Here is a 25,854-nt window from a genome sequence, read left to right as displayed (position 1 = left end):
GGGCACCCTCTAAATAGACCAAGTTAATTATTGTTCGACCATTCCTCAACATCCCATACTTTGGTAACCCAATCTTCATAGAAATCAGGTTCATGGCATACGAGGACAATCGTTCCTTTATACTCTTTCAATGCACGTTTTAGTTCTTCTTTTGCAACGACATCCAAATGGTTTGTCGGCTCATCGAATAACAGCCAATTGCTTTCGGTAAGCATAAGTTTGCACAGGCGTACTTTTGATTGTTCACCACCGCTTAAATGGCTCATCGGACGTGTAATGTGCTCGTTTTTCAAACCGACACGGGCAAGAATGGCACGTACCTGGGGTTGGTCCAGATGCGGAAATGCATTCCATACTTCATCTATCGGCGTCGTATTGCCTGCTTTCACTTCCTGTTCAAAATAAGAAGAAAAAAGGAAATCGCCAAGTGATCTTTTGCCGCCTAGAGGATCAATTTTACCTAAAATCGTTTTTAAAAGAGTGGATTTACCAACTCCATTACAGCCGACCACGGCAATTTTTTCTCCCCGTTCGATGGTCATGGACAACTTCGGAAGCAATGGGCGGTCATATCCGATTTCCATATCTTCACCTTCAAAGACATAACGGCTGCTCGCACGTGATTCTTTAAAGTCGAATGTAGGTTTCATTGCAGTTTCTGGACGATCTATACGTTCCATGCGATTCAATTGCTTTTGACGGCTCTTTGCGCGACCGGTCGTTGAGTAGCGGGCTTTATTTTTTGCAATGAAATCTTCCTGCTTTTTAATGAATTCGCGCTGTTTTTCATATGCGTTAATATGTTGGTTTTTATTTAATTCAGCGAGCTCAAGGAATTTTTCATAAGTTGCCGTGTAACGGGTCAGTTTAGAAAATTCAAGATGGAAAATGACATCGACGACGCCGTTCATGAACTCAGTGTCATGCGAAATTAATAAGAATGCATTAGGATATTCCTTTAAGTAGCTGCTCAGCCAGCGGATATGCTCTACATCCAAGTAGTTCGTCGGTTCATCAAGGAGCAGTACTTCAGGCTGTTCCAAAAGTAACTTGGCTAGTAAAACCTTTGTCCGTTGTCCACCGCTTAGGGCAGAGACATCACGGTCCAAACCGATTGCATCCAACCCTAAACCGCGTGCCGCTTCTTCAATTTTAATATCCAGATTGTAAAAACCGCCGGCTTCCAGCTTGTCCTGAATCTCACCCATTTGTTCCAAGAGTTCTTCAAGTTCTTCTGGAGTGGCCGCCCCCATTTTCTCTGTTACTTCATTCAGTGCTTTTTCCTGCTCGAATAAAGGTAAGTATGCATCTCTTAAGACGTCGCGAATCGATTTACCTTTTGAAAGTATCGTATGTTGATCAAGATAGCCATATTCGACACCAGGTGTCCATTCCACCCGGCCATCATCATGGATAAGTTGCCCTGTAATGATATTCATCATCGTTGATTTCCCGACACCATTTGCCCCGACTAGACCAACATGTTCGCCGGCCATCAGGCGGAAGGAAACATCCTTGAATAAGGTACGGTCGCCAAAGCTGTGTGCTAATTTATCTATAGAAAGTAAGCTCATTTATATTGAACCTCCCAATTAATTTGAAAAAATCCCTACGTTTCATCATACTAAAAACTGCACGGGATTGCTATCTAATCTATTAATTTACATATATGTGGGTACGGGGAGCCCCTCGAAGGGAAATCCTTTAATTTGAACCAATGGATCCAATGCCATGCTGTGCATTATCGCCCTGTCATAAATTATATGAGATAATAGAGGAACCAGTTTAAAAGCGAAAGGATGTTATTATGAGTAAAACAGTCGTACTGGCCGAGAAACCTTCGGTCGGCAGAGATATAGCAAAAGTCCTGAATTGCGGGAAAAAGGGTAATGGCTTTTTTGAAGGCGAACAGTATATCGTCACTTGGGCACTAGGTCATTTGGTCACCCATGCAGATCCGGAATCTTATGATGAAAAATATAAAACTTGGCGCCTTGAGGACCTGCCCATGTTGCCGCCTACTTTGAAATTGGTCGTGATCAAGCAATCAGGCAAACAGTTCCAATCGGTTAAAACACAATTGAACCGCAATGATGTCAAGGATGTCATTATTGCAACAGATGCAGGCCGCGAAGGGGAGCTCGTTGCACGCTGGATTCTCGAAAAAGCGAATGTAAAGAAGCCGATTAAAAGGCTTTGGATTTCCTCTGTAACGGATAAAGCGATCAAAGATGGATTTAAAAAGCTGAAGGATGGCAAGGAGTATGAAAACCTATTTGCCTCTGCTGTTGCAAGGGCAGAAGCGGACTGGATCGTTGGGATGAACGCGACAAGGGCTCTAACTACGAAGCACAATGCCCAGTTATCCTGCGGCCGCGTCCAAACGCCGACACTTGCGATGATTGCAAAAAAAGAAGAAGAAATAAAACAATTCCAGCCTAAGAAATATTATGGCGTTTCGGCAATTGCAGAATCCAATTTGCGCCTAATCTGGCAAGATGCCCAATCTAAAGATATCCGCACATTTGATAAAGCCAAGGCAGAAAAGGTTCTTTCAGCCGTGAAGGGGAAAAAGGCAGAAGTGGTGGAAGTGAACAAAGCCCATAAGAAAAGTTTTGCTCCTTCTTTATATGATTTAACGGAACTTCAACGGGACGCCAATAAGAAATTCGGTTATTCGGCGAAAGAGACGTTATCGATCATGCAGCGCTTATATGAAAGCCATAAAGTCTTGACGTATCCAAGAACGGATTCACGCTTTTTATCAACGGATTTGGTTGATACGCTAAAAGAAAGATTACAGGCTGTCAGCATTAAACCATATGCCCAGTATGCATCAAGGATCCTGCGCAGCCCAATTAAGGCCAATAAATCGTTCGTGGACGATAGCAAGGTCACTGATCACCATGCAATCATCCCCACTGAGCAAACGCCGCTGCCGGGAAAACTGAGCGACAAAGAATCGAAAATCTATGATTTGGTCGTTAAAAGGTTCCTTGCTGTATTAATGCCACCTTTTGAATATGAACAAACGACCATCACCGCAAAAATGGGGCAGGAGACGTTCATGGCAAAAGGGAAGGTCGTCCTGAAATCAGGATGGAAGGAAGTCTATGATCACCAATTCGATGAGGAAGAAGCTAAAGATGGCCTTGCTGAGCAACTGCTTCCGAATGTTCAAAAAGGTGACAGTTTAACTATTTCGGCTGTGAAACAAACAGAAGGTGAAACGAAACCGCCGGAACCATTCAATGAAGGGTCGCTTCTTTCGGCAATGGAGAATCCCGCTCGCTTCATGGCAGGGGAAAGCAAAGAACTCATCAAGACTCTGGGTGAAACTGGCGGGATCGGTACTGTTGCAACGCGTGCTGACGTTATTGAAAAACTGTTCAATAGCTTCCTGATCGAGAAGAGGGGAAAGGGCCTTCACGTTACCTCGAAAGGAAAACAACTTCTTCAATTGGCACCTGAAGACTTGCGATCTCCAGCTTTGACAGCTCAATGGGAGCAAAAGTTAACCGCGATTGCAAAAGGAAAGCTGCCAAAACAGGCTTTCATCGGCGATATGCGCGCTTACGCCAAAAATATCGTCCATGAAATCAAAAATAGTGACCAAAAATTCAAGCATGATAACGTGTCAGGTACGAAATGTCCCGATTGTGGCAAGCTGATGCTTGAAGTGAATAGTAAAAAGGGAAAAATGCTTGTCTGCCAAGATCGTGAATGTGGCCACAAAAAAGGTGTTTCACGTGTAACAAATGCCAGATGCCCACAATGTCACAAAAAGATGGAAATGCGCGGTCAAGGAGAAGCACAGACATTCACCTGTAAATGCGGTTTTCACGAAAAACTTTCTTCTTACAATAAACGAAGAGGGCAAAATAAAAATCAAAAAGTATCCAAAAATGAAGTCTCCAATTATATGAAAAAGCAAAATAAAGAAGAGCCGATCAATACTGCATTGGCCGATGCCTTAGCCAAACTGAAATTCGATAAATAAAAGAAAAGAGTCCTTCACCTTTAGCTCGATGGTGAAAGGGCTCTTTTTTATGGGCTTATTTGCAAGGAGCAGGTGTGGGCAATTTTTCTTGTCGGCAGGCCCATCACAACAAGGTTGCCGCTTGATGAAGTGGCGAAATTCATATAAAAGAAAAAGACGGCAGAAAGGGATGGAGCGAGTGCTCCATCCCTTTCCATATATCTGCTTCTGTTAAATTTCATTCAGTACGGTGCCATGTAATTCATATTCAAGTGTTTTGTCAGTGTGTGTGTGTTTATCCGAATCTACTCGTGTGAGTGTACTGAATGGCTTCTGATCACCCGGACTGAAAATTGCTTCATCATTCTCTGGATTCCATAGGCTGTAAATACTCATGATCGTATCCTCCTCCTTTGGATGAGAAGACTAGTAATTCCCATACTTGATTATCATCTAACGCTTCAATTGACTCTAACGCTGATCACCGGGACTAAACACCGCTGCGTCATTCTCTTTGTTCCATTGGCTTCTGATTGTACTCATCATGCACATCATCTCCTTTGGTGAGAATGTCTTACAGTATTTGTATACCCGGATGGGACAGGTTAAAACATATATTTTTTAAAAAAACATGATTTTATTCAGAAATCCATGTAATAAATCAAACTTCCTTTTACTATTAAACAGTTTGAATTGTATTGTTCGTTTTTGTGCGGGGATGTTCTTATGTTTGACAGTTTAACAAACCCGGTCAGTTGGAGCATGCCACGTTTTCGTTGCCCCTGGTGGACTGACTTATAAAGTAACGTTCTATTTCAATGAATGTAAAAGCGAGTGGGCTTCGTACCCAGGCAACGTACAATTTCTGTAAGGGGGGCCTGGTTGATAAGTTGGGAAAAGCTCCGAACTCGTGAAAATTAAAGAACCTTTTCTACTATATTGACAAATCATTATTGTAAAGTGATATAATTTTAAATTGTATGCATGACGAAAAAGTAGGAGATAGAATCAAATGAATCAACCATTAATTAATATTGAGAGTAAATTCAGACCTGAGATCGAAGGGCTACGCGTTGTTGCGGCACTGCTGGTAGCGGTATATCATATATGGTTAAATCGTGTTTCTGGCGGGGTTGATGTATTCTTTGTAATTTCAGGTTTTCTTATTACCACTTCAATTGTTTCCACAATTAATCGAACAGGGGAATATCGTTTTAGGCCATATGTCACAAAGTTAATGAAAAGATTACTTCCTTCTGTATTTTTTATTCTTGCAATTGTTCTGGCTTTAAGTTGGTTTTTATTACCAAAATCAATTTTAGATAAAACTATACATGAAGTATTTGCCTCAATGTTTTTTTACCAAAACTGGCAACTGGCTATTTCGAGCACGGATTATTTAGATTCCAGCCAAATGAAAACACCGGTTGAACACTTTTGGGCTTTGTCCATACAAGGACAATTTTATATAATCTGGTTTTTAATATTCACTTTAATTTTATTTTTAATAAAAAAATATAAATTAACTAAAGTTAAAACATTAATCAATACTATTTTAGGGATATTATTTGTTTCTTCTTTTATATACTCAATATATTTAACCTCTGTCAATCAGCCATGGGCTTATTTCATTACGATGACACGTGTTTGGGAATTTGCTTTAGGCAGTTTGCTCTGTATCAATTTATCATCAATCAAGGTGAATAAATATATTGCTACCGTGATAGGGTGGCTCGGATTAATCGGTTTAATTTTAACCGGAATAGTATTCAATGTATCTGAAATGTTTCCGGGGTATATTGCCTTATGGCCAATGACCTGCGCATTATTCATTGTTTTGTCTGGCACAAGCGATACGAAATTTGGTGTCAAACGCTTTTTAGGTTCACCTGTAATGGTGAAGCTAGGTGGAATTGCATTTGGAATCTACTTGTGGCATTGGGTATTATTGGAGTTCTATCGTTATAATGTCCAGGAAACTCCAGGATTCATCGTCGGAACTCTTATTATCATTTCATCAATTGCCCTTTCATTTTTAATGACTCGATATATAGAAGAGCCAATCCGAAGCTCAAAAGATAATAAATTCTCATTCAAGAGAATCGGGATAATGGGCAGTGTGAATGTACTCTTGATTGCATCTCTTTTAATTGGGGTATATATAGATCAAAATAAGCTGGAAAATAATATAAACGATAAAAATTATCCAGGAGCGTTAGCTGTCAAAAACCCTGACGATATACCTGATCAAGAACCAATTCCATCATATTCTGAAGTCTTTGATGATTTACCAAAAGCGCATTTGGACGGCAGTAACCAAGGGTTAAAGGAAAGTGACTTGAAAATTGGGGAATATGGCGAAACTGAAAATTACGATGCTACAATTGCCCTGATCGGCAGTTCCCATTCAGAGCATTGGTTAGGTGCCATTTTAGAAGCAACAAAAGATGACAATTATCGTGTATTGAATATGACTCGTTCAGGTACACGTTTTTCAACAGGTTATGCGGATGATGATTTGAAAGGTATCTGGGTCAATAATGTTCTCGATTATCTAAAGGATTCAGATGTAGATCTTGTCATTTCTCATGCCACAGCTTCTGATACGCCTAATAATAAAATACAACAACAAATGGTTGATCAGCTGCAGTATGTTAAAGATGAATATGGTATTGAAGTGTTAGCGATTCGTGATGATCCAAGATATAGTTTTAATGTACTGGAATCATTAGAAACAGATGGACTAGAAGAAACTACAAAAAAAATGAATTCAGTAGATAATCAGAAAGACGAAAGCTTTTGGAGACAATTTGAAAAAGAGAATAAATCATTGCATAAAATTGACTTAACAGATTACTTCAAGGTAAACGGTAAATTTCAGCCCATTATTGGTAATGTTATAATTTACCGTGATAATAGACATTTAACGAATACTTATTCTGAAAGTTTCGGACCTATTTTTGAAGAAAAAATCAACGAGATAGGTTTAGTTGAAAAGTAAGTATAGCTAAAGGGTAATTTGTTTCAAGTATAATATTGCTTATCTTGATATAAAAAATCTGAGTTCTGTGTTTTACAGGGCTCAGATTTTTTTATATCTATAGGGATTGATGAAGTAGTGTTTACTTTGTCCAACCGCCACATAAATCACAGAAAAAACCCTGTTACTACACGGAAGAACCGCGTTGTAACAGGGTTTTTAATTAGCGTCCCAGATAGGAGTCGAACCTACGACCTACAGCTTAGGAGGTACTGTTTTTTACAGTTTCCTTAACAAGTAGGCTTGGACTGTTTATAAATCGTATTATAACGGCAATTTCCATGCTTTTACCGTATACCATGCGTAAATACTAAATAAAAGTGTCTGACGTTTCCGAAACAATGTTTCCGACTTTTATTATATAATCTTTAATCACTTTTATTCAAGGCATTATTTTAAAAGTATATGGACATGGCATAAGGATATTTGATTTGATGTGAAGAAAAATATGTTAATATTGCTTATGAAAGTATTGTTGGTAAAATTTGTTGATTTGAATTTACATAAAGGTTGTTTCCAATAAATATAATAAATGGGTTTGAAATTGTACAAATGAATTTTCATAAAGGAGAAAGTATTATGGAACCAATGTTACCACCCAGAACCAGAACACCAAACCCGCTAAAAAAGGGATTAAAAAAATTTACTAACAAAACAAAATATATGAAAATCATGGATACTCTTTTCTTTGTCGCTTTAATCCCTATAAGTACAGTAATAGTCATTTTTTTGATTCAAGGGTTTAATTGGTTCTATATTAAAACCGAAGGCATAATTCCAACTTCTCAGATTGCTAAAGAGTTAGGATTAAATCCAGGTCTAATTAAAGACCACTTTAAAAAAGAGGGGTAAAAGCTTTCAATGATCGCCAGAAGAAAGCGTATGAGGAATATAATAATAAATAAAGACCCAATCATTCACATTTACCCATTCATAAGATATGGAAAAAAGGTGTGTTAGACTATGGGCCGTGATTGGCGTCTAAATGAATTTGGTTTCCGTAATCCTCCTCATCATGTTTACCTTTACCATTTTAGTCCTTTCCTTTACCATGATAATCCTTATCATGTTAATCCTTACTTTTACCATGTTAATCCTTACCATGTTAATCCTTACTTTTACCATGTTAATCCTTATTATTAGACGTAAGAGGTAAAGCCATCTTTTTTAAGGTGGCTTTCTTTTTATTTCAATTTATCTAATACGCTTCATATACTTTCTCACTGGTGAAAACTTATTGTGCTGATCTTTGATGTGTACGTCATCCAATTGCACATATTTTCTTGTTGTTGTGATATTAGAGTGGTCAACGATCTTCTGTAAGGTGAATAAGTCTCCGCCGTTTAGAATGTAATTTCGGATAAAAGTATGTCGAAATCTATGTGGATGTACTTTAGGTATTCCTAATGCAGTCCCAACTTTGTATAACCTTCTTCTGATTGTGTCACCAGTCAATGGTTCACCGTAAGCGTTCATAAATAGTGTTTCATGGTCTTCTCCGAAATACCCGATACATTCATCATGTAGCTTTCTAAGTTCTCGCATTACTTCACGGCTTACAGGGATGTGACGACCTTTGCTATTCTTATTTATTTCTGGTGGTATAAAGATTGATGATTCTTTAAAATCCATATTAGAAATCTTGGTTGAAATAGCTTCGTTAATTCGCATCCCAGTATCAAGCAACAGCAAAACTAGAAGCTTATCTCGCCATTCCCCAAAATTCCTTTCATTAAAGTAATTTAATATCAATGTAACTTCATCATCTGAAAAACCTTTTACTTCTTCTTCAGCATTTTGTTTAAGGTTCTTGATATTCTTCATAGGATTATCGGGTGTTATGTCTTCTTCAAACCAGAATTTACACATGGTTCGCAATGTTCGTAACCTGATATTGATTGTATTTACTGTTAAAGTAGTGGTTTTCTCACGCTGTTCATCGCCTGCATAAGCCCTCTTATTCTTTGAAAAAGTGATATATTCTCTTATTAAAGAAGGTGATAGATCGCTAACGTAATTAAAAGAGGGGTGATAAACAGATAAGTATTCCGTTAAATACCTAATGTGCCGTACATATTCGCCTAATGTTCGCTGTCGGACACCTTCAGCAACTTTTGCACGTAGAAAAATATCTAAGGCTTCTTGCAGTGTATATTCAATCGTGAAATTTTTCAGTAGCCTTACTGTTCAATTTCCGTTCCTTTAACGCAGTTCCACGCTGTTTAATAACGTGTTTCTTCATGAAAAAAAGCACCTCCAGACATAGAAAATAATAGTGAAATGGAATATCACTGTTTCCTACGTACAGAAATGCTTTTATCCTACATACAATTTACGGCTTTTAACGGTCATACCAACAGAAAAAACCCTGTTACTACACGGAAGAACCGCGTTGTAACAGGGTTTTTAATTAGCGTCCCAGATAGGAGTCGAACCTACGACCTACAGCTTAGGAGGCTGTCGCTCTATCCTGCTGAGCTACTGGGACATATATATAAGTCGACGACTTATTTATTATATTTCTTATAGGCAAACTTTTCAAGCTTATAGCACATACTTATGAAAAAAATATTCATAAATGCTCAGCAGGTCACTATGCTCTCGTGTTTTCCTATTAATTCATTAAATGGAATACTTTATTATCCGCTAGCTTTCTGGTACTATTATACTGGAAAAAATTAGGGGAATGATAGTGAAAAGATATAGAGTTTTATGGATGGTGGCATTGCTGGGGATTTTAATTTTACCTGGATGTTCACAAGGGATTTTAGAGGGTATAGGCATAAAGACGGCTGCACCGATTGCGGAAGAAGACATTGAAGTGGTCGAAGCGGCTGAGAATGGGGCAGGGCAGGGTTTGGAAGGCCAAATCGATACGGGAAACTGGGTAACGGCCGAGTCTGCTGTCCAGCTTCCAATCTTGATGTATCACAGCATTTCTGAAGGTAATGGCCTTCGGGTTCCAAGTGAGGAATTCCGAGCACAGATGGCTTGGCTTAGGGAGAATGGTTACTATACATTATCCCCTGAAGAAGCATACCTTGTTTTAACCGAGAATCGGATGCCAAGTGAGAAGTGCGTCTGGCTTACTTTTGATGATGGCTATACAGATAACTACACGGAGGCTTTTCCGATATTAAAAGAAAATGATATGAAAGCAACTGTCTTCATGATCGGTAAGTCCATTGATAAAGGTCATCACCTGACTGAAGATCAAATGTTGGAGATGAGCAGGAATGGGATTTCGATCGAAGCCATACCATCAACCATTTGGAGCTGAACCGCATGACTGCAGTGCAGCAAGAAGCGGAAATGGTTCAGTCGAAGGAGCTATTCGACCGTATCCTCGGCCAGGACACGACAGTGCTTTCCTATCCGGTTGGCCGGTATAATGAAGAGAGTCTAAGGCTGTCAGAAGAAGCTGGATACAAGATGGCAGTCACTACCGAACCTGGGGGAGCTTCAAGGGACCAAGGGATGCATGCCCTGCATCGAGTTCGGATTTCACCCGGGTTATCAGTCGATGGGTTTGCGTCACTGATTGAAAATGCTTCAAAGCATTGAAGGTGGAAGGGTCATTTCGTACTTGTTCAGAAAAATCATATAATAATCGATTCTTACATGGTGTATAATGAAGGCAGTGAAAATTATATACATATGAACGATTTGGTGTCTTAATGACTTAAAAGGGAAGTTGGTGAAATGCCAACGCGGTCCCGCCACTGTATATGGGAGCTGACGGCTGTGTACCACTGTATGAGATATGGGAAGGTGCCGTTGACGATGACCATGAGCCAGGAGACCTGCCAGAATTCGTACACCTGTAACCTACGCGGATGGGAAGGTGTGTGGCAGACCCTAAGAAAGAGTCCGTAATGATATTGTTGCCATGCAAGCACCTTCCGTTTAACGGGAGGTGCTTTTTGTTTTGGGGGCATCTTTCAGGAATGCGTTTTCTTTATTTAGGTGGGAAGAAATTAAATGAAAAGATTGTGGGGAATGAAAATGAAGAAGATTTTTGGTCTGATACTGTTGATGTTGCTTACTGCAGGCTTGATGGTTGGCTGCAGTGACGCTAAGGATGAAGGAAAAGAAAAGCAGCAAACGAATCATGCTCAACACGAAGCTTTCCCGATTACGATTAAAGATGCAACTGGGGAAAAAGTAACGATAGAACAAAAACCGAAGAAAATTGTTTCGTTGATACCAAGTAATACGGAAGTGGTCTTTGCACTTGGTTTGGGCAAAAAGGTCGTTGGTGTATCCGACAATGATAATTACCCGGAAGAAACGAAAGAAATTGAAAAAGTTGGCGGAATGGAAATGAACACGGAGCTGATTGTCTCCATGAAGCCTGATCTTGTTCTTGCGCATGCATCAAGTGCCCATAATTCAAATGAGGGTTTACAGCAACTTAAGGATGCTGGAATAGATGTCCTCGTAGTCAATGATGCACAAAGCTTTGACCAAGTCTATGAGTCTATTGAAATGATTGGACAGGCAACGGGAGAACATGATAAGGCAGAAGAAATTGTTACGGATATGAAAACGAAGCTCAAGGATATCCAGGAAAAGGCCAAATCCGTAAAGGAAGAGGATAGGAAGACCGTTTTAGTGGAAGTTTCGCCTTCACCGGAAATATACACACCTGGTAAAAATACTTTCATGAATGAGATGCTTACTATTATTTCAGCGGATAATGCTGCTGCAGAATTGGACGGATGGGCAAAAATTGATGAAGAGTCGATGATTGCTGCAAATCCGGATGTCATCATTACAACGTATGGTTACTATACGAAAGATTCAGTAAGTGAAGTGAAGGGCCGAAAAGGATGGCAAGACGTAAATGCTATTAAGAATGGCCAAGTCTTTGATGTCCATTCAGACTTGGTGACCCGTTCCGGTCCACGTTTAATAGAGGGAGTAGAGGAACTTGCCAAATCAGTCTATCCGAACCAATTTGACAACTAAATGGGCGTTTGCTTATTTGATTGCGTTGTTAATTTTGTTATTCGCAATGACGATAGGCATTTCCTTTGGTTCGGTGCCAGTACCGGTTCCCGTACTTATGCAAATAATCGGCAAGGAGATTTTCCATTTGCCGATTTCTGCTGATCCGGATATTATGCTTACGAATATCGTGATGAACATCCGCTTGCCGCGCGTATTGCTTGCGGGTTTGGTCGGGGCATCACTTGCGATTGCGGGTGCGGCTTTTCAGGGACTGCTCCGGAACCCGCTCGCTGATCCTTACACATTGGGTATTTCATCAGGAGCATCGGTCGGCGCCGTATTGACAATATTCTTGAATATTTCACTGCCGTTCATCGGATTATATACTCTTCCGGCACTGAGCATCTCATGCTCAGTGCTCACGATGCTTTGTGTACTGACGTTTGCAAAAAAAATGGATCGATCGATGAAAGTGGAAACGATCATTTTAACGGGGATCATTTTTAGCTCGTTTTTAAGTGCCTTCATTTCATTGATGATTGCGCTGACGGGTGATGAATTAAGACAAATCATCGGCTGGCTGATGGGAAGCGTTTCAATGCGCGGATGGAATTACATTGCAATCATTTTGCCGTTTTTTATCATTGGTTCATTGATCTTGATCATGAATACAAGTGAATTGAATGCGATGACTTTCGGGGAAAACCGGGCAAAGCACTTAGGTGTGAATGTTAAGCGGCGGAAAATGTGGATCTTGATAGCCGGTTCGACATTGACAGGGGCAGCCGTTGCTGTTTCGGGGGCGATTGGCTTTGTAGGATTGGTCATTCCTCATTTTGTCCGAAAGATTTGGGGGCCTGACCATAAACATTTACTTCCGTTGTCATTGTTGATAGGAAGCGGATTCTTAATATTGGCGGATTTTGTGGCACGAACGATCATTGCCCCATCGGAACTGCCGATCGGGGTGATCACCTCACTTATCGGGGCACCTGCATTTGCGCTGATTTTATTAAAGAGACGGAGAGAAGGGTAAAAACGGATGCTTGAAGTAAGAGGGTTAACAGGTGGATATCATAACAAAGCTGTTTTGGACTCTGTCTCTTTTGATGTACATAAAGGGGAATTATTCGGGATTCTTGGTCCAAATGGCAGCGGGAAAACGACGCTTTTAAGCATGCTTAGCGGGGTGCTCGATTATAAAGGCGGAAGCGTACGGATAAGAGGTAGGGATTTGAAGGATTATTCGTCAAAGCAACTTGCACAGGTCATTGCTGTGCTCCCTCAACATTCCTCATTAGCTTTCTCCTATACAGTAAAAGAGACGGTCTCACTTGGGCGATATGCCCATCAATCAGGTTGGTTCCATAGTTGGTCCGCAGAAGATGAATCGATTGTCCAACGAGTTATGGAACAAACGGGAGTAGCTGATTTTCAGGATCTTCATTTTGAACGATTATCAGGAGGGGAGAGACAAAGGGTCTTGCTGGCACAGGCACTTGCCCAAGAGCCGGAAATCCTTTTTTTGGATGAACCTACGAACCACTTGGATCTTTCCTATCAAAAAGATCTTCTTGATCTAATGAGGAAAATGGCAAAAGAGCAGAAGTTGACCGTTATTTCAATTTTTCATGATTTGAATTTGGCAGGATTATATTGTGATCGGCTTATGTTGCTTGAGAAAGGGCAGATTCAGGTTGTTGATGTGCCGAACGAAGTGCTCCAACAGGAACGGATTCAGGATGTATATCATACGACAATCGAAAAACATCCACATCCCGCCCTTCCGAAACCGCAGATGTTCATCGTTCCGGAAAAGCATGGCCATGATACTATCCCATTGGAAATCGATGGTTCTTATTTGACAGTCGGTCCTGAGATGATTCAATTGGATTCTCCGATCCCGCTTAGAACGATGTCTTCTGGAGTGACTGGTTCAGGGACGGGCTGGCATAAATATTTTGTGAATAGGCACGTCCATCATGGCTATGATTGCGAGGACCATCATGTTGAAATGGCCGACTATTTAAAGACTCATGGTTTTGAACCTCAGGAAACGGTAGGGATGATGACAGCCGTCTATCTCGATACGGTTGCTTTCAAGCTACTAAGAGCTGAAGATTTCTCGGTTTTTATTATCGTGACGGCTGGTGTAGGCAATGCCATCGACGCTTCTTTAGCAGACCGGCATTCTTGGAGTTCCGCTCCAGGAACGATAAATACTTGGATATTCGTAAATGGGCATTTGGCAGAAGAGGCTTTCATCCACAGCATAGTTACTGCGACCGAGGCAAAAGTAAAAGCCCTTCATGATTTGCATGTCATGGATAAGGTGACAAATACATGTGCAACAGGAACATCGACAGACAGCATTTTGATTGCAGCAACTCAAAGAGGTGCAAAGCTTCAATATGCAGGCACCATCACTCCGTTAGGGAAGCTGATCAGTCGCGGTGTTTATGATTGTACAGTGGAAGCAGTAAAGAATACTCGGAAACGGATTGAGAATTTATGATTTATCAGCATCTTTTTGCAGTTACGCTGGCGTTTTTCCTTGATCTATTAATTGGTGATCCGCCAAATTGGCCGCATCCAGTCAAATGGATAGGAACGATGATAAGCAAGTTGGATCTGGCATTCAATAGAGGGGCATATAAGAAACGGAATGGACTCTTCATGTTGATCATCGTCTTATCGGTGGTGTTATTGATTACTGGTCTTACCGTCTATTTGGCTTATCGGATCCATCCGCTTGCAGGTATCCTTTGGGAAGCTGTTGTCATTTCTACTACGATAGCTCAGAAGGGCTTGAAGCAAGCTGGGATGGATGTTTGCCTTCCGCTTAATGAACGGGATTTTCCTGAAGCGAGACTTAAGCTTTCCTATATCGTGGGCCGTGATACTGCTGATCTTGATGAATCCGAAATAGTCAGGGGAACCGTGGAAACCGTAGCGGAAAATACTAGTGATGGGATTACAGCACCGATGTTTTGGGCAGCATTTGGCGGTGCGCCGCTCGCGATGGTGTACAGGGCGATTAATACCTGCGATTCCATGGTAGGGTACAAAAATGATAAATATGGACAATTCGGCTGGGCTTCAGCCAAGCTCGATGATATCGTCAACTGGATTCCAAGCCGCCTCACCGGATTCCTGATGTTGCTGAGCTCGAAATCCAGCCATCATGGATTTGGTGCCAGATGGAAGATATTATTCAATGACGCAAAAAAACATCCAAGCCCGAATAGCGGGTGGTGTGAAGCAGGTGTTGCTGCCATTTTGGGAATACAGCTTGGAGGCCTGAATATGTACAAAGGGATTGTTTCCGACCGTGCGAGGATGGGAGTTCCGCTTGTTCGATTGGAAGCAAAACATATACCAAAAACGATTACCATCATGCATCGGTCATCTTTTCTATTTCTACTGATGCTATGGCTAGGGGGACTTATTCTTGACATTACCTTCTCATGGCTCTAATCCTCATTATCTTTACGAAGCGCTGGAAATCGAAATGCCTGAATCGGTTACCGACTTCAGTGCTAACATCAACCCATTGGGTCCGCCTTTACGCATAAAGGAACAGTGGTCTGGGCTTTTCGAAGGAATCCTTCAATACCCAGATCCGCATGCCATTGAACTGACAAAATCAATTGCAAAAAAAGAAGCACTTCCTGAGCAATCCGTTTTGATGGGGAACGGTGGTGCTGAAATAATCATGCTGGTAGCGAACGGATTAGCCAATCAAAGGGTGCTAATCATTCAGCCGGCATTTGCGGAATATGCAGAAGCGTGTTTGGCAGCTGGAAGTAAGGTCGATTTTCACCAGCTTGATGCTCCTGAGTGGCAATTGGACTTGGATCGATTGATTCCCCGATTACCCGAATATGATGCAATTTTCTTATGTACGCCTAATAATCCGACGGGTGTTTCATTTAAGCGGGATACAGTTAGGGAATTGATCATTGAATGCCAAAAAGCGGATTGCCTGGTAGTCCTGGATGAGGCTTTTTATGATTTTACGGAGGATGCCTTTAGTTATGCTTCTTTAATCAATGTATTTCCACATTTACTCATTCTAAGATCAATGACTAAAATCTTTGCAATTCCGGGTTTGAGACTGGGCTATTTGCTTGCGGCACCTGACATCATAAAACGGGTAAGAAATTATAAACCGCATTGGAGCGTCAACCATGTGGCACTTGAAGTAGGGAAAATCTGTCTTGCGGAAGAAGCCTATATGAGAAAGACAAGAGACTATATTGCATTGCAAAAGCAAAAACTATTCCGGTTTTATGAGGAGCAAGGGTTGCATGTCTCCGATAGCACAGTCAATTTTTATTTGGTGAAAGATGAATCCTTATCCCTTTTCCCCTTTTTGCTGAAAAAAGGAATCGTACCGCGCCATACCTATAATTTTCCCGGTTTGGATGGAAGGTGGCTTCGGTTTGCAGTGAAGAGTGAACATGATAACGAAGCACTGATGGAGGGGGTAAGACAGTGGAGAAAGCAAGGCTCTGTTTTATAACCGGGGGTGTCCGTTCCGGAAAAAGCAGCTTCGCAGAAAGAAAAGCCCTGGAGTATGCACTCCAATCGGATGGGAACTTGCATTACCTCGCCTGTGGCCGTATCAGTGATGTAGAGATGGGTGAACGCATCCTTAGGCACCGGAAAGATAGAGAAAGCAGCCCGATTGCTTGGAAAACTTCCGAATACGCAACCGATATTACAAGAATAGGGGAGGACATTGATCAGGATTCCATCATTCTGCTCGATTGTCTGACAACCCTGCTTGATAACGAACTATTTGGCCCAGGTATTCCGCTTGAAGAAGAATTTTTAGATAGCGTTTTTTCAAAAATAATAACCGGAATCAATGAGATAAGAAAACAATCCAGCTGTTTAATAGTCGTGAGCAATGAACTGGTGCAGGAACCGATTTTCCAGGATGATTTCCTTCATATATACGGAAAAACACTGGGCCAGCTTCATCAAACGATCGTCGGGCAGGCCGATGAGGCCTATCTTGTAGAAGCGGGAATTCCGTTGCAAAAGAAAGGGTGCATGCAGGAATGAGCGGAGTGATCGGATTTTTAATTAACCTGCAGTTCTTTACGGTTTTTCCAATAAAGAAGCAGCTTCCGATGGAGAAGAAATATATTCACCGTGCCATTCAAACCTTTCCATTAGTAGGCCTTTTGCTAGGTTTGATATTGGGCGGTGTTTTGTATGCGCTCGTGGAATGGACCCCGTTGTCATCGCTTGCGATTGCCTTTTTCCTTTGGTTTTTGACGATGGCATTAACGGGAGGTTTGCATCTCGATGGCTGGATCGATGCAAGTGATGCTTTTTTTTCCTATCAGGATAAAGAGCGGCGATTGGAAATCATGAAGGATTCCAGGACAGGTGCATTCGGTGTCATCTCCGTCATAGTCCTATTGGCCGCCCGGTTTCTATTTATCTATGAAATTGTCGAAAGGGTAAATGAATGGACATACTTCTTGATCATTGCCCTTCCACTCTTAAGCAAATGTGTGATGGGTTATTTACTCATCCGGATGCCACTGGCTAAAAAAGAGGGGCTCGGTGCTTTTTTTCAAAGTGCAGTAAAGAAAAGCAGTTTGCCCATTTATTGGCTGTACCTCCTATTAAGTCTGGCGATTGCCTGGATCATCGATTTTAAGCTTGTCACCTTATTTTTCATCATGTGTCTGGCTGCGGTGTTTTTCCTGGTTTATATAAAACGTAAAATCGTCAGGTGGTTCGGTGGGATAACGGGGGATGTACTGGGGGCATCCGTGGAAGGGGTTGAGCTTTGGTTATGGCTGATATTGTGGCTATTACACTACTTCGCCATGGGCTGACGGAAGCAAATGAGCGAAAGGCCTATTTAGGCTGGACGGATTCCCCATTAAGCGTCAAAGGAGAAAAGGAAATACTGGAATTGAGAGGCTCTTATCCAATGTATGAAAAAATTCACAGCAGTGATTTGCTCCGCTGTGTGGAAACTGCACGACTGCTGTTTCCAAATGCAGTTCCGGTCAAAGACCCTTTGTTCCGTGAAATGAACTTCGGCAGTTGGGAAGGTCGGACGTATCATGAGTTGAAGACAGATCGAGATTATCTTAATTGGCTGGAACGTCCCATGGAAGCCCTTGTGCCCGGGGGTGAAAGCTATCCGGCATTTTCCGAGCGAGTGAATAATGGCTGGAACCAGTTGACTGCCTGTAAGGAGAACCGAATTGCCCTAATGACACATGGAGGGGTAATTCGTGATTTATTGGTCCGCTATGCCCCGAAGGAAAAGTCCTTTTTTGATTGGGGAATTTCCCATGGCAGGGGATATGAGCTGATATGGGAAGATCGGGAAAGCTTAAGGAGGGGAGAACGCTGCACTTTGTTACAGGAGGCGCCTATAATGGGAAAACTAAATGGGTAAAGCAATTGTATGGTTTGGAAAATGATGTCCTTTGGCTATCCGGTTATCGAAAAGAACAGCCGGAATTGATTGATTTTCAAGGCAAGACTGTTGTATTGCAAGGATTGGATGCATGGATTCAACAAGATGCAGAAAAGATGGATTCAGATTCGATTCGAAAAAGATGGAAGGAAATCATGGCTGATTGGCGAATATGGGAGAAAGAAAAGGATGAACACAAATGCATTGTGATCGGTTCTGATATTTCCAAAGGCATTGTCCCGATCGAAGCAAAAGATCGCAGATGGCGCGATGCCTGCGGATGGGTCTTTCAAGATGTAGCATCCATATCCAGTCGCGTTGATATCATCTGGTATGGAATTAACCAGCGAATAAAGTAGAGGAGGCAATTGGGATGAAAATTTATACACGTACAGGGGATAAGGGACAAACAAGCGTAATCGGAGGTCGGCTTGATAAGGATGATATCCGTGTTGAATCTTATGGAACGGTGGATGAAGTGAATAGCTATATCGGTCTTGCGGTGACAGAATTGGATTCAGCGATATTTAAGGATGTACTGGCCGATCTAGAAAAGATCCAGCATGAGTTGTTTGACTGCGGCGGTGATTTGGCAACCGTTTCCGAGAAGGCCCCACAAAAGCTGACGGAGGAGGCCATTACCTATTTGGAAGAACGAATAGATGCCTTCATACTTGAAGCGCCGGAATTGGAAAAGTTTATCCTGCCTGGCGGCTCAAAAGCGGCTGCAACCATTCATATCGCCCGTACCGTTACAAGAAGGGCGGAACGTTTGGTCGTTTCATTGATCAAGTCTGGTGCGGCCGTTTCACCATTATCACTTCAATATTTAAATCGTTTGTCGGATTACTTCTTTGCTGTTGCACGTGTGATCAACTTCCGTCTTGGTGTGAAAGATGTGGAATATATCCGCAGCGCAAATGTATTCCGTGGAGGGAAAAGAAAGGAAAAAGAGTAAACATGGATGTAAGAAAAATTAGTGCAATTGCTATATTCATTGCCTTATCGGCTGTAGGGGCAATGATTAAAATCCCTTCCCCGATCGGGAGTATCGCTTTGGATAGTTTTCCGGCCCTTTTGGCGGCTGTCATACTTGGCCCGGTATCGGGGGCTATTGTAGCTGGGCTTGGTCATATCATTTCAGCGTTATTCGGCGGCATGCCACTAGGGCCATTCCACTTTTTGATCATGGTCGAGATGGCAGTCCTGACATGGATGTTTAGCATTTTATATACAAACGGAAAAAAAATAGGCGCATTTTTCCTCTTCTTTATCGGTAATGCCTTCGTTTTAGCCCTGCCTTTCGCATTTCTGATCAGCCCTGGTTTTTACACGTTATTGGTTCCGGGATTGACGGCAGCGACGGCGGTAAATGTAGTATTGGCTGCCCTTTTACTGCCACGCTTGGAGCCTGTCTTGAAAAAAATGATTTTTAAAGATGGACTCGCAGAATGAGTGATTCATTGATTTTGCCATTCTCCGAATCAGATTCATTGATTATTTCAAGTGATAATAGCGGCGGGATCGGCCTGAAGGAAAAAGATCTTGTCCATGTCCCTTATGAGGTCGTTGGATATTATTCCTTTCGGGTTGCCGTCATGGAATGTTTGGGCGTTGGCGGGAGTCCAGTATCCGTCGTTCTAAATAATTTCTGCGGTGATCAAGCCTGGGAGGACTTGACCAGGGGTGTCAGGAAAGGGCTGAATGAACTGGGAATGGAGGATCTCCCCATTACAGGCAGCACTGAAAGTAACATGCCGCTTCTTCAATCAGCACTTGGACTTATGGTGATTGGTAAACGAGCGAATGAATCCGTTAAAAAGCAGCATCCTTTACGGAAAATAGCTCTGATCGGCAGGCCGCTCGTTGGAGAAGAAGTAATGGAACAGCAAGATTGGGTCGCGCCGTTATCTTTATATAAAAGCTTATGTGAAATGGAAGATGTTCAGGCACTTCCAGTCGGCTCCAAAGGGATAGCATATGAATGGGAGCATCTGGATCAATGTGGTGAAGGTGTATCTGTGCATATCAGTAATAAAGTCGATATTGCAAAATCATCAGGACCGTCCACCTGCTTCCTCATTGCTTATCCTGAACAACTGGAGGAAGAAATCAAGCAACGATCCGGTCCTCTTTTTATTGGTGAATGATATTTCATGACTGGATCAGGTATCGAGTTTAGTTCACAATGAACTGGTTCGATGCCTTTTTCTTTGAGAGCTTACCTTTATGGATTCCTTTCCTGATTTAGCGTGTATTAATGAATAAGATGTTTAGTTTTCTTGATCATTATCATGCCAAAGTAAAGTGGCACCCATTTATTGCGTTACTTCTCGCCTCCGTCATTTTAGGGATCATCGCACGTATGGATATTCCGGATGTTGCAGATGCTGTTCAGACAGGGGCAGGTAATATTTTTGGTTAGATAGCACTCATTGTCAGTTTAGGTACCATGCTTGGAAAGGCGATGCGAGTCGGTGAAAATCGGAATTCCTATGATAGCTGGACCTGCTTTTGGTTCCTGCATATTTAAAAGAATAGATGTACAAGCACCCGCGGGGCTAGCGGATCAATTCTCCAATATACATAACCGTGAGCACCCAGGTTTCGGCTAACCTTGATCGCGGTTTTAATGCCGGTCTTATTAATAGGAGCTTTCAGTGCTGTGTTTGGTGAAGATACTATATTGAATGATTGGATTGCCTTCATTGGAAAACCAATCATCGCCTTCATGGTTTCTGTGGTGGCTTCATTCTTTACATTAGGTTACGCTAGAGGTTTTAATAAAGTAGAACTAAACCAATTCAGGGCCGCCTGCCCCGCCCCAACTGCATCCATCATCTTGATTATTGGAGCCGGCGGTGCATTTGAAAATGAATTGGGGTGAAGCCAGGATTTTGGATGATCAAAGTGCTTTTTAATTTAACAGGCGCGCAAATTTTAAAGTCTTGGACGGTTATGGATACGATTATATCAGTCGTTTCACTTATCCTAATCTTACTATTGAATTCAATTGTTTAAGAGAAAGGAGCTTGATGTAAATATGGGACAATCAGGTTATATGATGGGAATCGATATTGGTACGACGAGTACGAAGGTCGTTCTTTTTTCAAAAGGGGGGGAGGTTGTCCAATCTTGTTCGAGGGGATATCCTCTTCACAGTCCAACTCCTTCCGTTGCGGAACAAAATCCCGAGGAAATTTATAAAGCGGTAATCATTGCAATAGGCGAGGTCATGATTGCAAGCGGAATAGAAAAGCAAGAACTGGGCTTCATATCGTTCAGTTCGGCGATGCATAGCTTGATCGCAATTGGTAAAGACGGCAACCCGCTGACGAATAGCATTACATGGGCAGATAATCGAAGTGTTGCCTATGCGGAGAGTTTGAAGGCTTCGGAACAGGGGATGCAATTGTATCACAGAACGGGAACACCCATTCACCCAATGTCGCCAATCACGAAAGTAATGTGGTTAAGAAATGAGCATCCCGGGATTTTTAACGAAACGGAAAAATTTATAGGAATTAAAGAATACATCATCTATAAATTTTTCAATGAGTATGTGATGGATTATTCGCTCGCTTCTGCAACGGGCATGTTCAACTTGAATGACCTGAAGTGGGATGAAGAGGCACTTGCCATTGCTGGAATTGGGGCTGACAAGCTGCCGACGCTTGTCCCTACAACGCATATCCTCTCAGGCTTAAGTGAGGAATTAGCCGCAAAAATGAACATTCATGCTGGTACCCCGTTTGTGATTGGCGCGAGTGACGGCGTGCTTGCCAACTTAGGGCAAAACGCAATCAAGCCAGGCGTTCTGGCAGTGACAATCGGAACGAGCGGTGCGGTAAGGACCGTCAGTGACCGGCCGCTTACCGATCCCAAAGGCAGGACATTCTGCTATGCCCTTACTGAGAATCATTGGGTAATCGGCGGACCGGTCAACAACGGGGGAATCACTTTCCGATGGGCTCGCGATCAATTGGGCCGTGTGGAAATCGAAAAAGCGAAGGCTTCGGGACAGGACTCCTATGAAATTCTGACGGATATGGCTTCTAATATTGCACCTGGTTCTGATGGGTTGATATTCCACCCGTATATGGCAGGGGAACGGGCACCATTATGGAGTGCCGATGCAAGGGGCTCCTTCTTTGGATTGGCGCTTCATCACACTCGTGACCATATGGTCCGGGCAGTGCTGGAGGGTGTGATGTATAACTTGTACAGTGTCCTTATTGCTGTAAAGGAGTTGACTGGTGCCCCCGAGAAGATTCATGCAAGCGGCGGATTTGTCCGCTCGAAGCTCTGGCGCCAAATCATGGCTGATATATTCAATCAAAACGTGACAATTCCTGAAAGCTTTGAGAGTTCGAGCTTAGGTGCCGCCGTTCTTGGATTATACGCTTTAGGCGAAATCGAAAGCCTTGATGAGGTTGAGGGTATGGTTGGTGAAACGAATGAACTTGTCCCGATCGAAGAGAACGTTAAAGTGTATGAAGAATTAATGTCGATTTATTTATCCGTGAGCAGGCAATTGGAAGGTGACTACAAGAGGATCGCTGATTTCCAAAGACGCCATTTAGAATAATTTTTAGGGAAAGCACAGATGAATAAGCACTGTGCTTTTCTTTTTGCCCGGTATTTAAAATGGTAAGATGGTAGAAAACGATAAGGGGAATTTTCTTATGGGAGCCAGTAAAACGAATGCAATGCGAATTCTTGATAACAAACGTATAGAGTATGGCATGATGAGTTATGATGCCCGCGATGGAAAAATCGACGGGATCACTGTTGCGGACAAGATTGGAAAAGCGCCGGAAACCGTTTTCAAAACGCTTGTTACCCATAACGGACCGCAGCAGCTTTACGTATTTGTCATCCCTGTCGCAACCGAACTGGATTTGAAAAAAGCAGCGAAGGCCGCAGGTGCAAAAAAAATTGAAATGCTTGCGGTTAAAGATCTGCAAAAATACACAGGGTACATTCGGGGAGGCTGTTCCCCGATCGGAATGAAAAGGCAATACCCGACTTTTATTGATGAAAGTGCAACAAACCTGCCTGAAATCATCGTAAGTGGAGGGAAAATCGGTACACAGATCGTATTAAAACCGTCAGAATTCCTGGAAGTCACACAAGCGGAATCTGTAGCCCTAATAAAATAAACTGTTTGCCTTTAGGTATTCACCTATTGGGCCTTTTCTTCATACGCTGTCTTGAAGTTACATCTGTATTGTGAGGGAGAGTGTGAAAGTGACAGGAAAAGTGATGAATTATTTTGCTGGAGGCAATACGGCTAAAGGTTTTTATAGTTTATATGATTCCAATTTAAAAGGTCTGGAAAGATTATTCATATTAAAAGGCGGACCTGGTTCCGGTAAATCGACCATTATGAAAAAAATCGGCCAAGAATGGCTGGATAAAGGCTATGACATCGAGTATTTACATTGTTCGTCCGATAATAATTCCATTGATGGAGTAATCATACCGGCTTTGAAAATCGGGATCGTGGATGGGACTGCGCCGCATGTGATTGAACCGAAGGCACCAGGGGCCATTGAGGAATATGTCAATCTAGGAGCTGCCTGGAACTCCCAGCAGCTGGCTTCTGAAAGAGCGGCCATCATAAAGTTGACGAATGCGAGAAGCAAGAGTTTCGAGAAGGCATATGCCCTATTCGCTGAAGCATTGAAGATTCATGATGAATGGGAAGACATTTATAAGGCAAATATTGATTTCGCAAAATTGAATGGGTTGACCAATAAATTGATAGAAGGCTTTTATAGAGATATCGTCCTTAATAAGAAGTCGGATGTTCGTCACCGATTCTTAGGTGCAGCTACACCAACGGGTGCAGTTGATTTCATCCCCAATATTACTGAGGGAATACAAAAACGGTACTTTTTAAAGGGACGTCCAGGTTCCGGTAAATCAACGATGCTGAAGAAGATTGCAAAGGCTGCGGAGCAAAGAGGCTTTGATGTGGAAATATATCATTGTGGTTTCGATCCGCATAGCTTGGACATGGTAATCGTCCGGGAGGTTGGGATCGCCATATTTGACAGCACATCCCCTCATGAATATTTCCCTAGTAGTGGAGGGGATGAAATCATTGATATATATAAAACGGCCATCCTGCCAGGAACAGATGAAATATATGCCGAACAGTTAAAGGATGTTTCCACTAGGTACCGGACGAAAATGAATGAAGCGACAGCAAATCTCGCTAAGGCAAAAGATCTGCATGATGAACTCGAAAAGATTTATGTAAAAGCAATGGATTTTACAGCCATCGATGACATTCAAAAAGACATCCACGAACAGATTGTTGAACGGGCCCAAGATGTCGATAGAAAAACGATTCTACATTAAGAAAACAAACTGCACCTATCTTAATTAGGTGCAGTTTATTTATATACATAATAGAATTTTTTAATGACTGAAGTCACACCAAGAATATATACGGGTTTGTTAAACGTGTTTATCCGCGATCTTTCGGTTAAAATAGGGATTATATTGAAAAAAGGGGCCGATTGAATTGATAAAGACGATTGCGATTGATATGGACGGAACATTGCTTAACAAAATGCAAAAGGTCAGTGAGGAAAATAAACATGCCATCCAGAAGGCGCAAAGCGAGGGTGTGGAAGTGATCATTGCTACTGGAAGATCTTATGTGGAAGCTAGGTTTGCCTTGGATGAAGCAGGCATCGTTTGCCCTGTCATCTGTGTAAATGGTGCTGCCCTCTTCACGGAGGAAGGAAAAATTGCCGCTTCCAATCCAATGTCGGCTGCCACTGCTAAAATGGTCGCTGGATTCCTCGAAGAACAAGGGATTTATTTCGAAATATATACGAGTCAAGGAATTTATTCCAAAGACTATGAAAACGCAATATCTGTTTTGGTTGATGTATTCGTTACAGCGAATCCTGACATTGACCCTGAGAGTATGCGGAAATATGCGGAGCAACGTTTACAGCTTGGACAGGTAACTTCCATTTCCGATTATTCCGAGTTATTCAGCCGTTCGAATGAGGAATATTATAAAATTCTCAGCTTCTCAAAGGATTTAACTTTATTAAATCAAATTGCTTCGAAATTGAAAGGACATGGAGTTACAGTCACTTCATCGGGGCGTGAAAATGTGGAAATCATGAGTGAAACAGCACAAAAAGGTACGGCACTTGAAACATATGTGAATGGAAAATCCGGCTCGATGCAGGAAACGATGGCTATTGGGGATAATTATAATGATGTATCCATGTTTGAACGGGTAGGTTTGTCTGTCGCAATGGGAAATGCCCCGCTCGAAATTAAAAAACTGTGTGATGAAGTAACAGGCAAGAATGATGAAGCCGGTGTCGCGGAGGCCATTTTAAAGGTACTTAAACAGTCAGCCTATTAAACTCATGAATCGAAGGGGGAAAG

The 25,854-nt window shown here is 42.0% G+C and carries 26 protein-coding genes, 1 tRNA gene, 1 pseudogene and 1 riboswitch; of the genes and pseudogenes, 23 read left to right on the top strand and 5 right to left on the bottom strand.

All coding sequences use genetic code 11. The features are described 5' to 3' along the window. Window positions 1–23: 23 nt before the first annotated feature. Window positions 24–1,574, bottom strand: coding sequence for an ABC-F family ATP-binding cassette domain-containing protein (locus tag FNK51_RS02680; protein WP_141992353.1), 1,551 nt, complete (start codon window positions 1,572–1,574; stop codon window positions 24–26). Between the two features lie 233 nt (window positions 1,575–1,807). On the opposite strand from FNK51_RS02680, the gene FNK51_RS02675 reads away from it, so the two are divergent. After that, window positions 1,808–4,000 (top strand): DNA topoisomerase III, encoded by a 2,193-nt coding sequence (locus tag FNK51_RS02675; protein ID WP_141992352.1) that lies wholly within the window; start codon window positions 1,808–1,810, stop codon window positions 3,998–4,000. Between the two features lie 47 nt (window positions 4,001–4,047). Here the strand turns inward: FNK51_RS02675 and FNK51_RS26350 are convergent, their stop codons facing one another. Then, on the bottom strand, window positions 4,048–4,197 hold the full coding sequence (locus FNK51_RS26350; RefSeq protein ID WP_181762158.1) for a hypothetical protein: 150 nt from the start codon (window positions 4,195–4,197) through the stop codon (window positions 4,048–4,050). A gap of 13 nt (window positions 4,198–4,210) precedes the next feature. Next, the gene (locus FNK51_RS26345; protein WP_179891000.1) at window positions 4,211–4,375 is read right to left on the bottom strand and encodes a hypothetical protein; all 165 of its coding nucleotides are present in this window, start codon (window positions 4,373–4,375) and stop codon (window positions 4,211–4,213) included. Window positions 4,376–4,991: 616 nt separating this feature from the next. Between FNK51_RS26345 and FNK51_RS02670 the strand changes: the two genes are divergently transcribed. After that, window positions 4,992–6,980 carry an acyltransferase family protein gene (locus FNK51_RS02670; protein WP_141992351.1) on the top strand — a complete coding sequence of 663 codons (1,989 nt, stop codon included), beginning with the start codon at window positions 4,992–4,994 and terminating at the stop codon, window positions 6,978–6,980. Window positions 6,981–7,598: 618 nt separating this feature from the next. Next, entirely contained in the window at window positions 7,599–7,871 is a 273-nt protein-coding gene (locus FNK51_RS02665; RefSeq protein WP_141992350.1) for a hypothetical protein, read from the top strand. A 342-nt stretch (window positions 7,872–8,213) separates the two neighbouring features. Here the strand turns inward: FNK51_RS02665 and FNK51_RS02660 are convergent, their stop codons facing one another. Both FNK51_RS02660 and FNK51_RS02655 read right to left on the bottom strand, forming a co-directional pair. Continuing rightward, window positions 8,214–9,149 (bottom strand): tyrosine-type recombinase/integrase, encoded by a 936-nt coding sequence (locus tag FNK51_RS02660; RefSeq protein WP_286178557.1) that lies wholly within the window; start codon window positions 9,147–9,149, stop codon window positions 8,214–8,216. 284 nt (window positions 9,150–9,433) lie between these two features. Continuing rightward, window positions 9,434–9,507: transfer RNA gene (locus FNK51_RS02655), tRNA-Arg, on the bottom strand. A 198-nt stretch (window positions 9,508–9,705) separates the two neighbouring features. Here FNK51_RS02655 and FNK51_RS02650 point away from each other — a divergent pair. The 20 genes and pseudogenes from FNK51_RS02650 (at window position 9,706) to FNK51_RS02555 (ending at window position 25,831) form a co-directional block, all read left to right on the top strand. Beyond that, a pseudogene (locus FNK51_RS02650) lies at window positions 9,706–10,583 on the top strand (polysaccharide deacetylase family protein). Window positions 10,584–10,669: 86 nt separating this feature from the next. After that, window positions 10,670–10,844, top strand: a riboswitch (cobalamin riboswitch). Window positions 10,845–11,024: 180 nt separating this feature from the next. Then, the gene (locus tag FNK51_RS02645; RefSeq protein ID WP_141992421.1) at window positions 11,025–11,990 is read left to right on the top strand and encodes an ABC transporter substrate-binding protein; all 966 of its coding nucleotides are present in this window, start codon (window positions 11,025–11,027) and stop codon (window positions 11,988–11,990) included. Continuing rightward, window positions 11,953–13,008, top strand: a complete 1,056-nt coding sequence (locus FNK51_RS02640) for a FecCD family ABC transporter permease (protein WP_286178549.1) — start codon at window positions 11,953–11,955, stop codon at window positions 13,006–13,008. The genes FNK51_RS02645 and FNK51_RS02640 overlap by 38 nt, the downstream gene beginning before the upstream one ends. Before the next feature lie 6 nt (window positions 13,009–13,014). Beyond that, window positions 13,015–14,487 (top strand): heme ABC transporter ATP-binding protein, encoded by a 1,473-nt coding sequence (locus FNK51_RS02635; RefSeq protein ID WP_141992348.1) that lies wholly within the window; start codon window positions 13,015–13,017, stop codon window positions 14,485–14,487. Further along, window positions 14,484–15,449 carry an adenosylcobinamide-phosphate synthase CbiB gene (cbiB, locus tag FNK51_RS02630; protein ID WP_141992347.1) on the top strand — a complete coding sequence of 322 codons (966 nt, stop codon included), beginning with the start codon at window positions 14,484–14,486 and terminating at the stop codon, window positions 15,447–15,449. The genes FNK51_RS02635 and cbiB overlap by 4 nt, the downstream gene beginning before the upstream one ends. After that, window positions 15,424–16,497: a threonine-phosphate decarboxylase CobD gene (cobD, locus tag FNK51_RS02625; protein WP_141992346.1), complete on the top strand. Its 1,074-nt coding sequence runs from the start codon at window positions 15,424–15,426 to the stop codon at window positions 16,495–16,497. Before cbiB ends, cobD begins: the two co-directional genes overlap by 26 nt. After that, entirely contained in the window at window positions 16,470–17,045 is a 576-nt protein-coding gene (locus FNK51_RS02620) for a bifunctional adenosylcobinamide kinase/adenosylcobinamide-phosphate guanylyltransferase (protein WP_141992345.1), read from the top strand. Before cobD ends, FNK51_RS02620 begins: the two co-directional genes overlap by 28 nt. Continuing rightward, window positions 17,042–17,833: an adenosylcobinamide-GDP ribazoletransferase gene (cobS, locus tag FNK51_RS02615; RefSeq protein ID WP_098370244.1), complete on the top strand. Its 792-nt coding sequence runs from the start codon at window positions 17,042–17,044 to the stop codon at window positions 17,831–17,833. Before FNK51_RS02620 ends, cobS begins: the two co-directional genes overlap by 4 nt. Further along, window positions 17,791–18,408 carry a histidine phosphatase family protein gene (locus FNK51_RS02610; RefSeq protein WP_141992344.1) on the top strand — a complete coding sequence of 206 codons (618 nt, stop codon included), beginning with the start codon at window positions 17,791–17,793 and terminating at the stop codon, window positions 18,406–18,408. Before cobS ends, FNK51_RS02610 begins: the two co-directional genes overlap by 43 nt. A gap of 5 nt (window positions 18,409–18,413) precedes the next feature. After that, entirely contained in the window at window positions 18,414–18,788 is a 375-nt protein-coding gene (locus tag FNK51_RS02605) for a bifunctional adenosylcobinamide kinase/adenosylcobinamide-phosphate guanylyltransferase (RefSeq protein ID WP_260397938.1), read from the top strand. 14 nt (window positions 18,789–18,802) lie between these two features. Continuing rightward, entirely contained in the window at window positions 18,803–19,387 is a 585-nt protein-coding gene (locus tag FNK51_RS02600; protein WP_098370242.1) for a cob(I)yrinic acid a,c-diamide adenosyltransferase, read from the top strand. 2 nt (window positions 19,388–19,389) lie between these two features. Then, window positions 19,390–19,884, top strand: a complete 495-nt coding sequence (locus FNK51_RS02595) for an ECF transporter S component (protein ID WP_141992343.1) — start codon at window positions 19,390–19,392, stop codon at window positions 19,882–19,884. Beyond that, window positions 19,881–20,579, top strand: a complete 699-nt coding sequence (locus tag FNK51_RS02590) for an ATP-binding protein (protein ID WP_141992342.1) — start codon at window positions 19,881–19,883, stop codon at window positions 20,577–20,579. The genes FNK51_RS02595 and FNK51_RS02590 overlap by 4 nt, the downstream gene beginning before the upstream one ends. A gap of 110 nt (window positions 20,580–20,689) precedes the next feature. Beyond that, complete coding sequence (locus tag FNK51_RS02585) at window positions 20,690–20,854, top strand: GntT/GntP/DsdX family permease (protein WP_141992341.1); 165 nt, start codon at window positions 20,690–20,692, stop codon at window positions 20,852–20,854. Window positions 20,855–21,046: 192 nt separating this feature from the next. After that, window positions 21,047–21,316: a GntT/GntP/DsdX family permease gene (locus FNK51_RS02580; protein ID WP_141992340.1), complete on the top strand. Its 270-nt coding sequence runs from the start codon at window positions 21,047–21,049 to the stop codon at window positions 21,314–21,316. 14 nt (window positions 21,317–21,330) lie between these two features. Then, entirely contained in the window at window positions 21,331–21,450 is a 120-nt protein-coding gene (locus FNK51_RS27495; protein WP_141992339.1) for a GntT/GntP/DsdX family permease, read from the top strand. Between the two features lie 22 nt (window positions 21,451–21,472). Further along, the gene (gene gntK / locus FNK51_RS02570) at window positions 21,473–23,017 is read left to right on the top strand and encodes a gluconokinase (RefSeq protein WP_141992338.1); all 1,545 of its coding nucleotides are present in this window, start codon (window positions 21,473–21,475) and stop codon (window positions 23,015–23,017) included. A 97-nt stretch (window positions 23,018–23,114) separates the two neighbouring features. Beyond that, on the top strand, window positions 23,115–23,591 hold the full coding sequence (ybaK, locus tag FNK51_RS02565) for a Cys-tRNA(Pro) deacylase (protein ID WP_063234213.1): 477 nt from the start codon (window positions 23,115–23,117) through the stop codon (window positions 23,589–23,591). A gap of 88 nt (window positions 23,592–23,679) precedes the next feature. Then, window positions 23,680–24,798 carry a PRK06851 family protein gene (locus FNK51_RS02560; RefSeq protein ID WP_141992337.1) on the top strand — a complete coding sequence of 373 codons (1,119 nt, stop codon included), beginning with the start codon at window positions 23,680–23,682 and terminating at the stop codon, window positions 24,796–24,798. A 166-nt stretch (window positions 24,799–24,964) separates the two neighbouring features. Then, complete coding sequence (locus FNK51_RS02555; RefSeq protein WP_098370235.1) at window positions 24,965–25,831, top strand: Cof-type HAD-IIB family hydrolase; 867 nt, start codon at window positions 24,965–24,967, stop codon at window positions 25,829–25,831. Window positions 25,832–25,854: the final 23 nt, after the last annotated feature.

The organism is Bacillus sp. B4EP4a, from assembly GCF_006680105.1.
Classification (GTDB): Bacteria; Bacillota; Bacilli; order Bacillales; family DSM-1321; genus Peribacillus; species Peribacillus simplex_E.
This window is presented reverse-complemented; position numbering and strand designations above follow the sequence as displayed.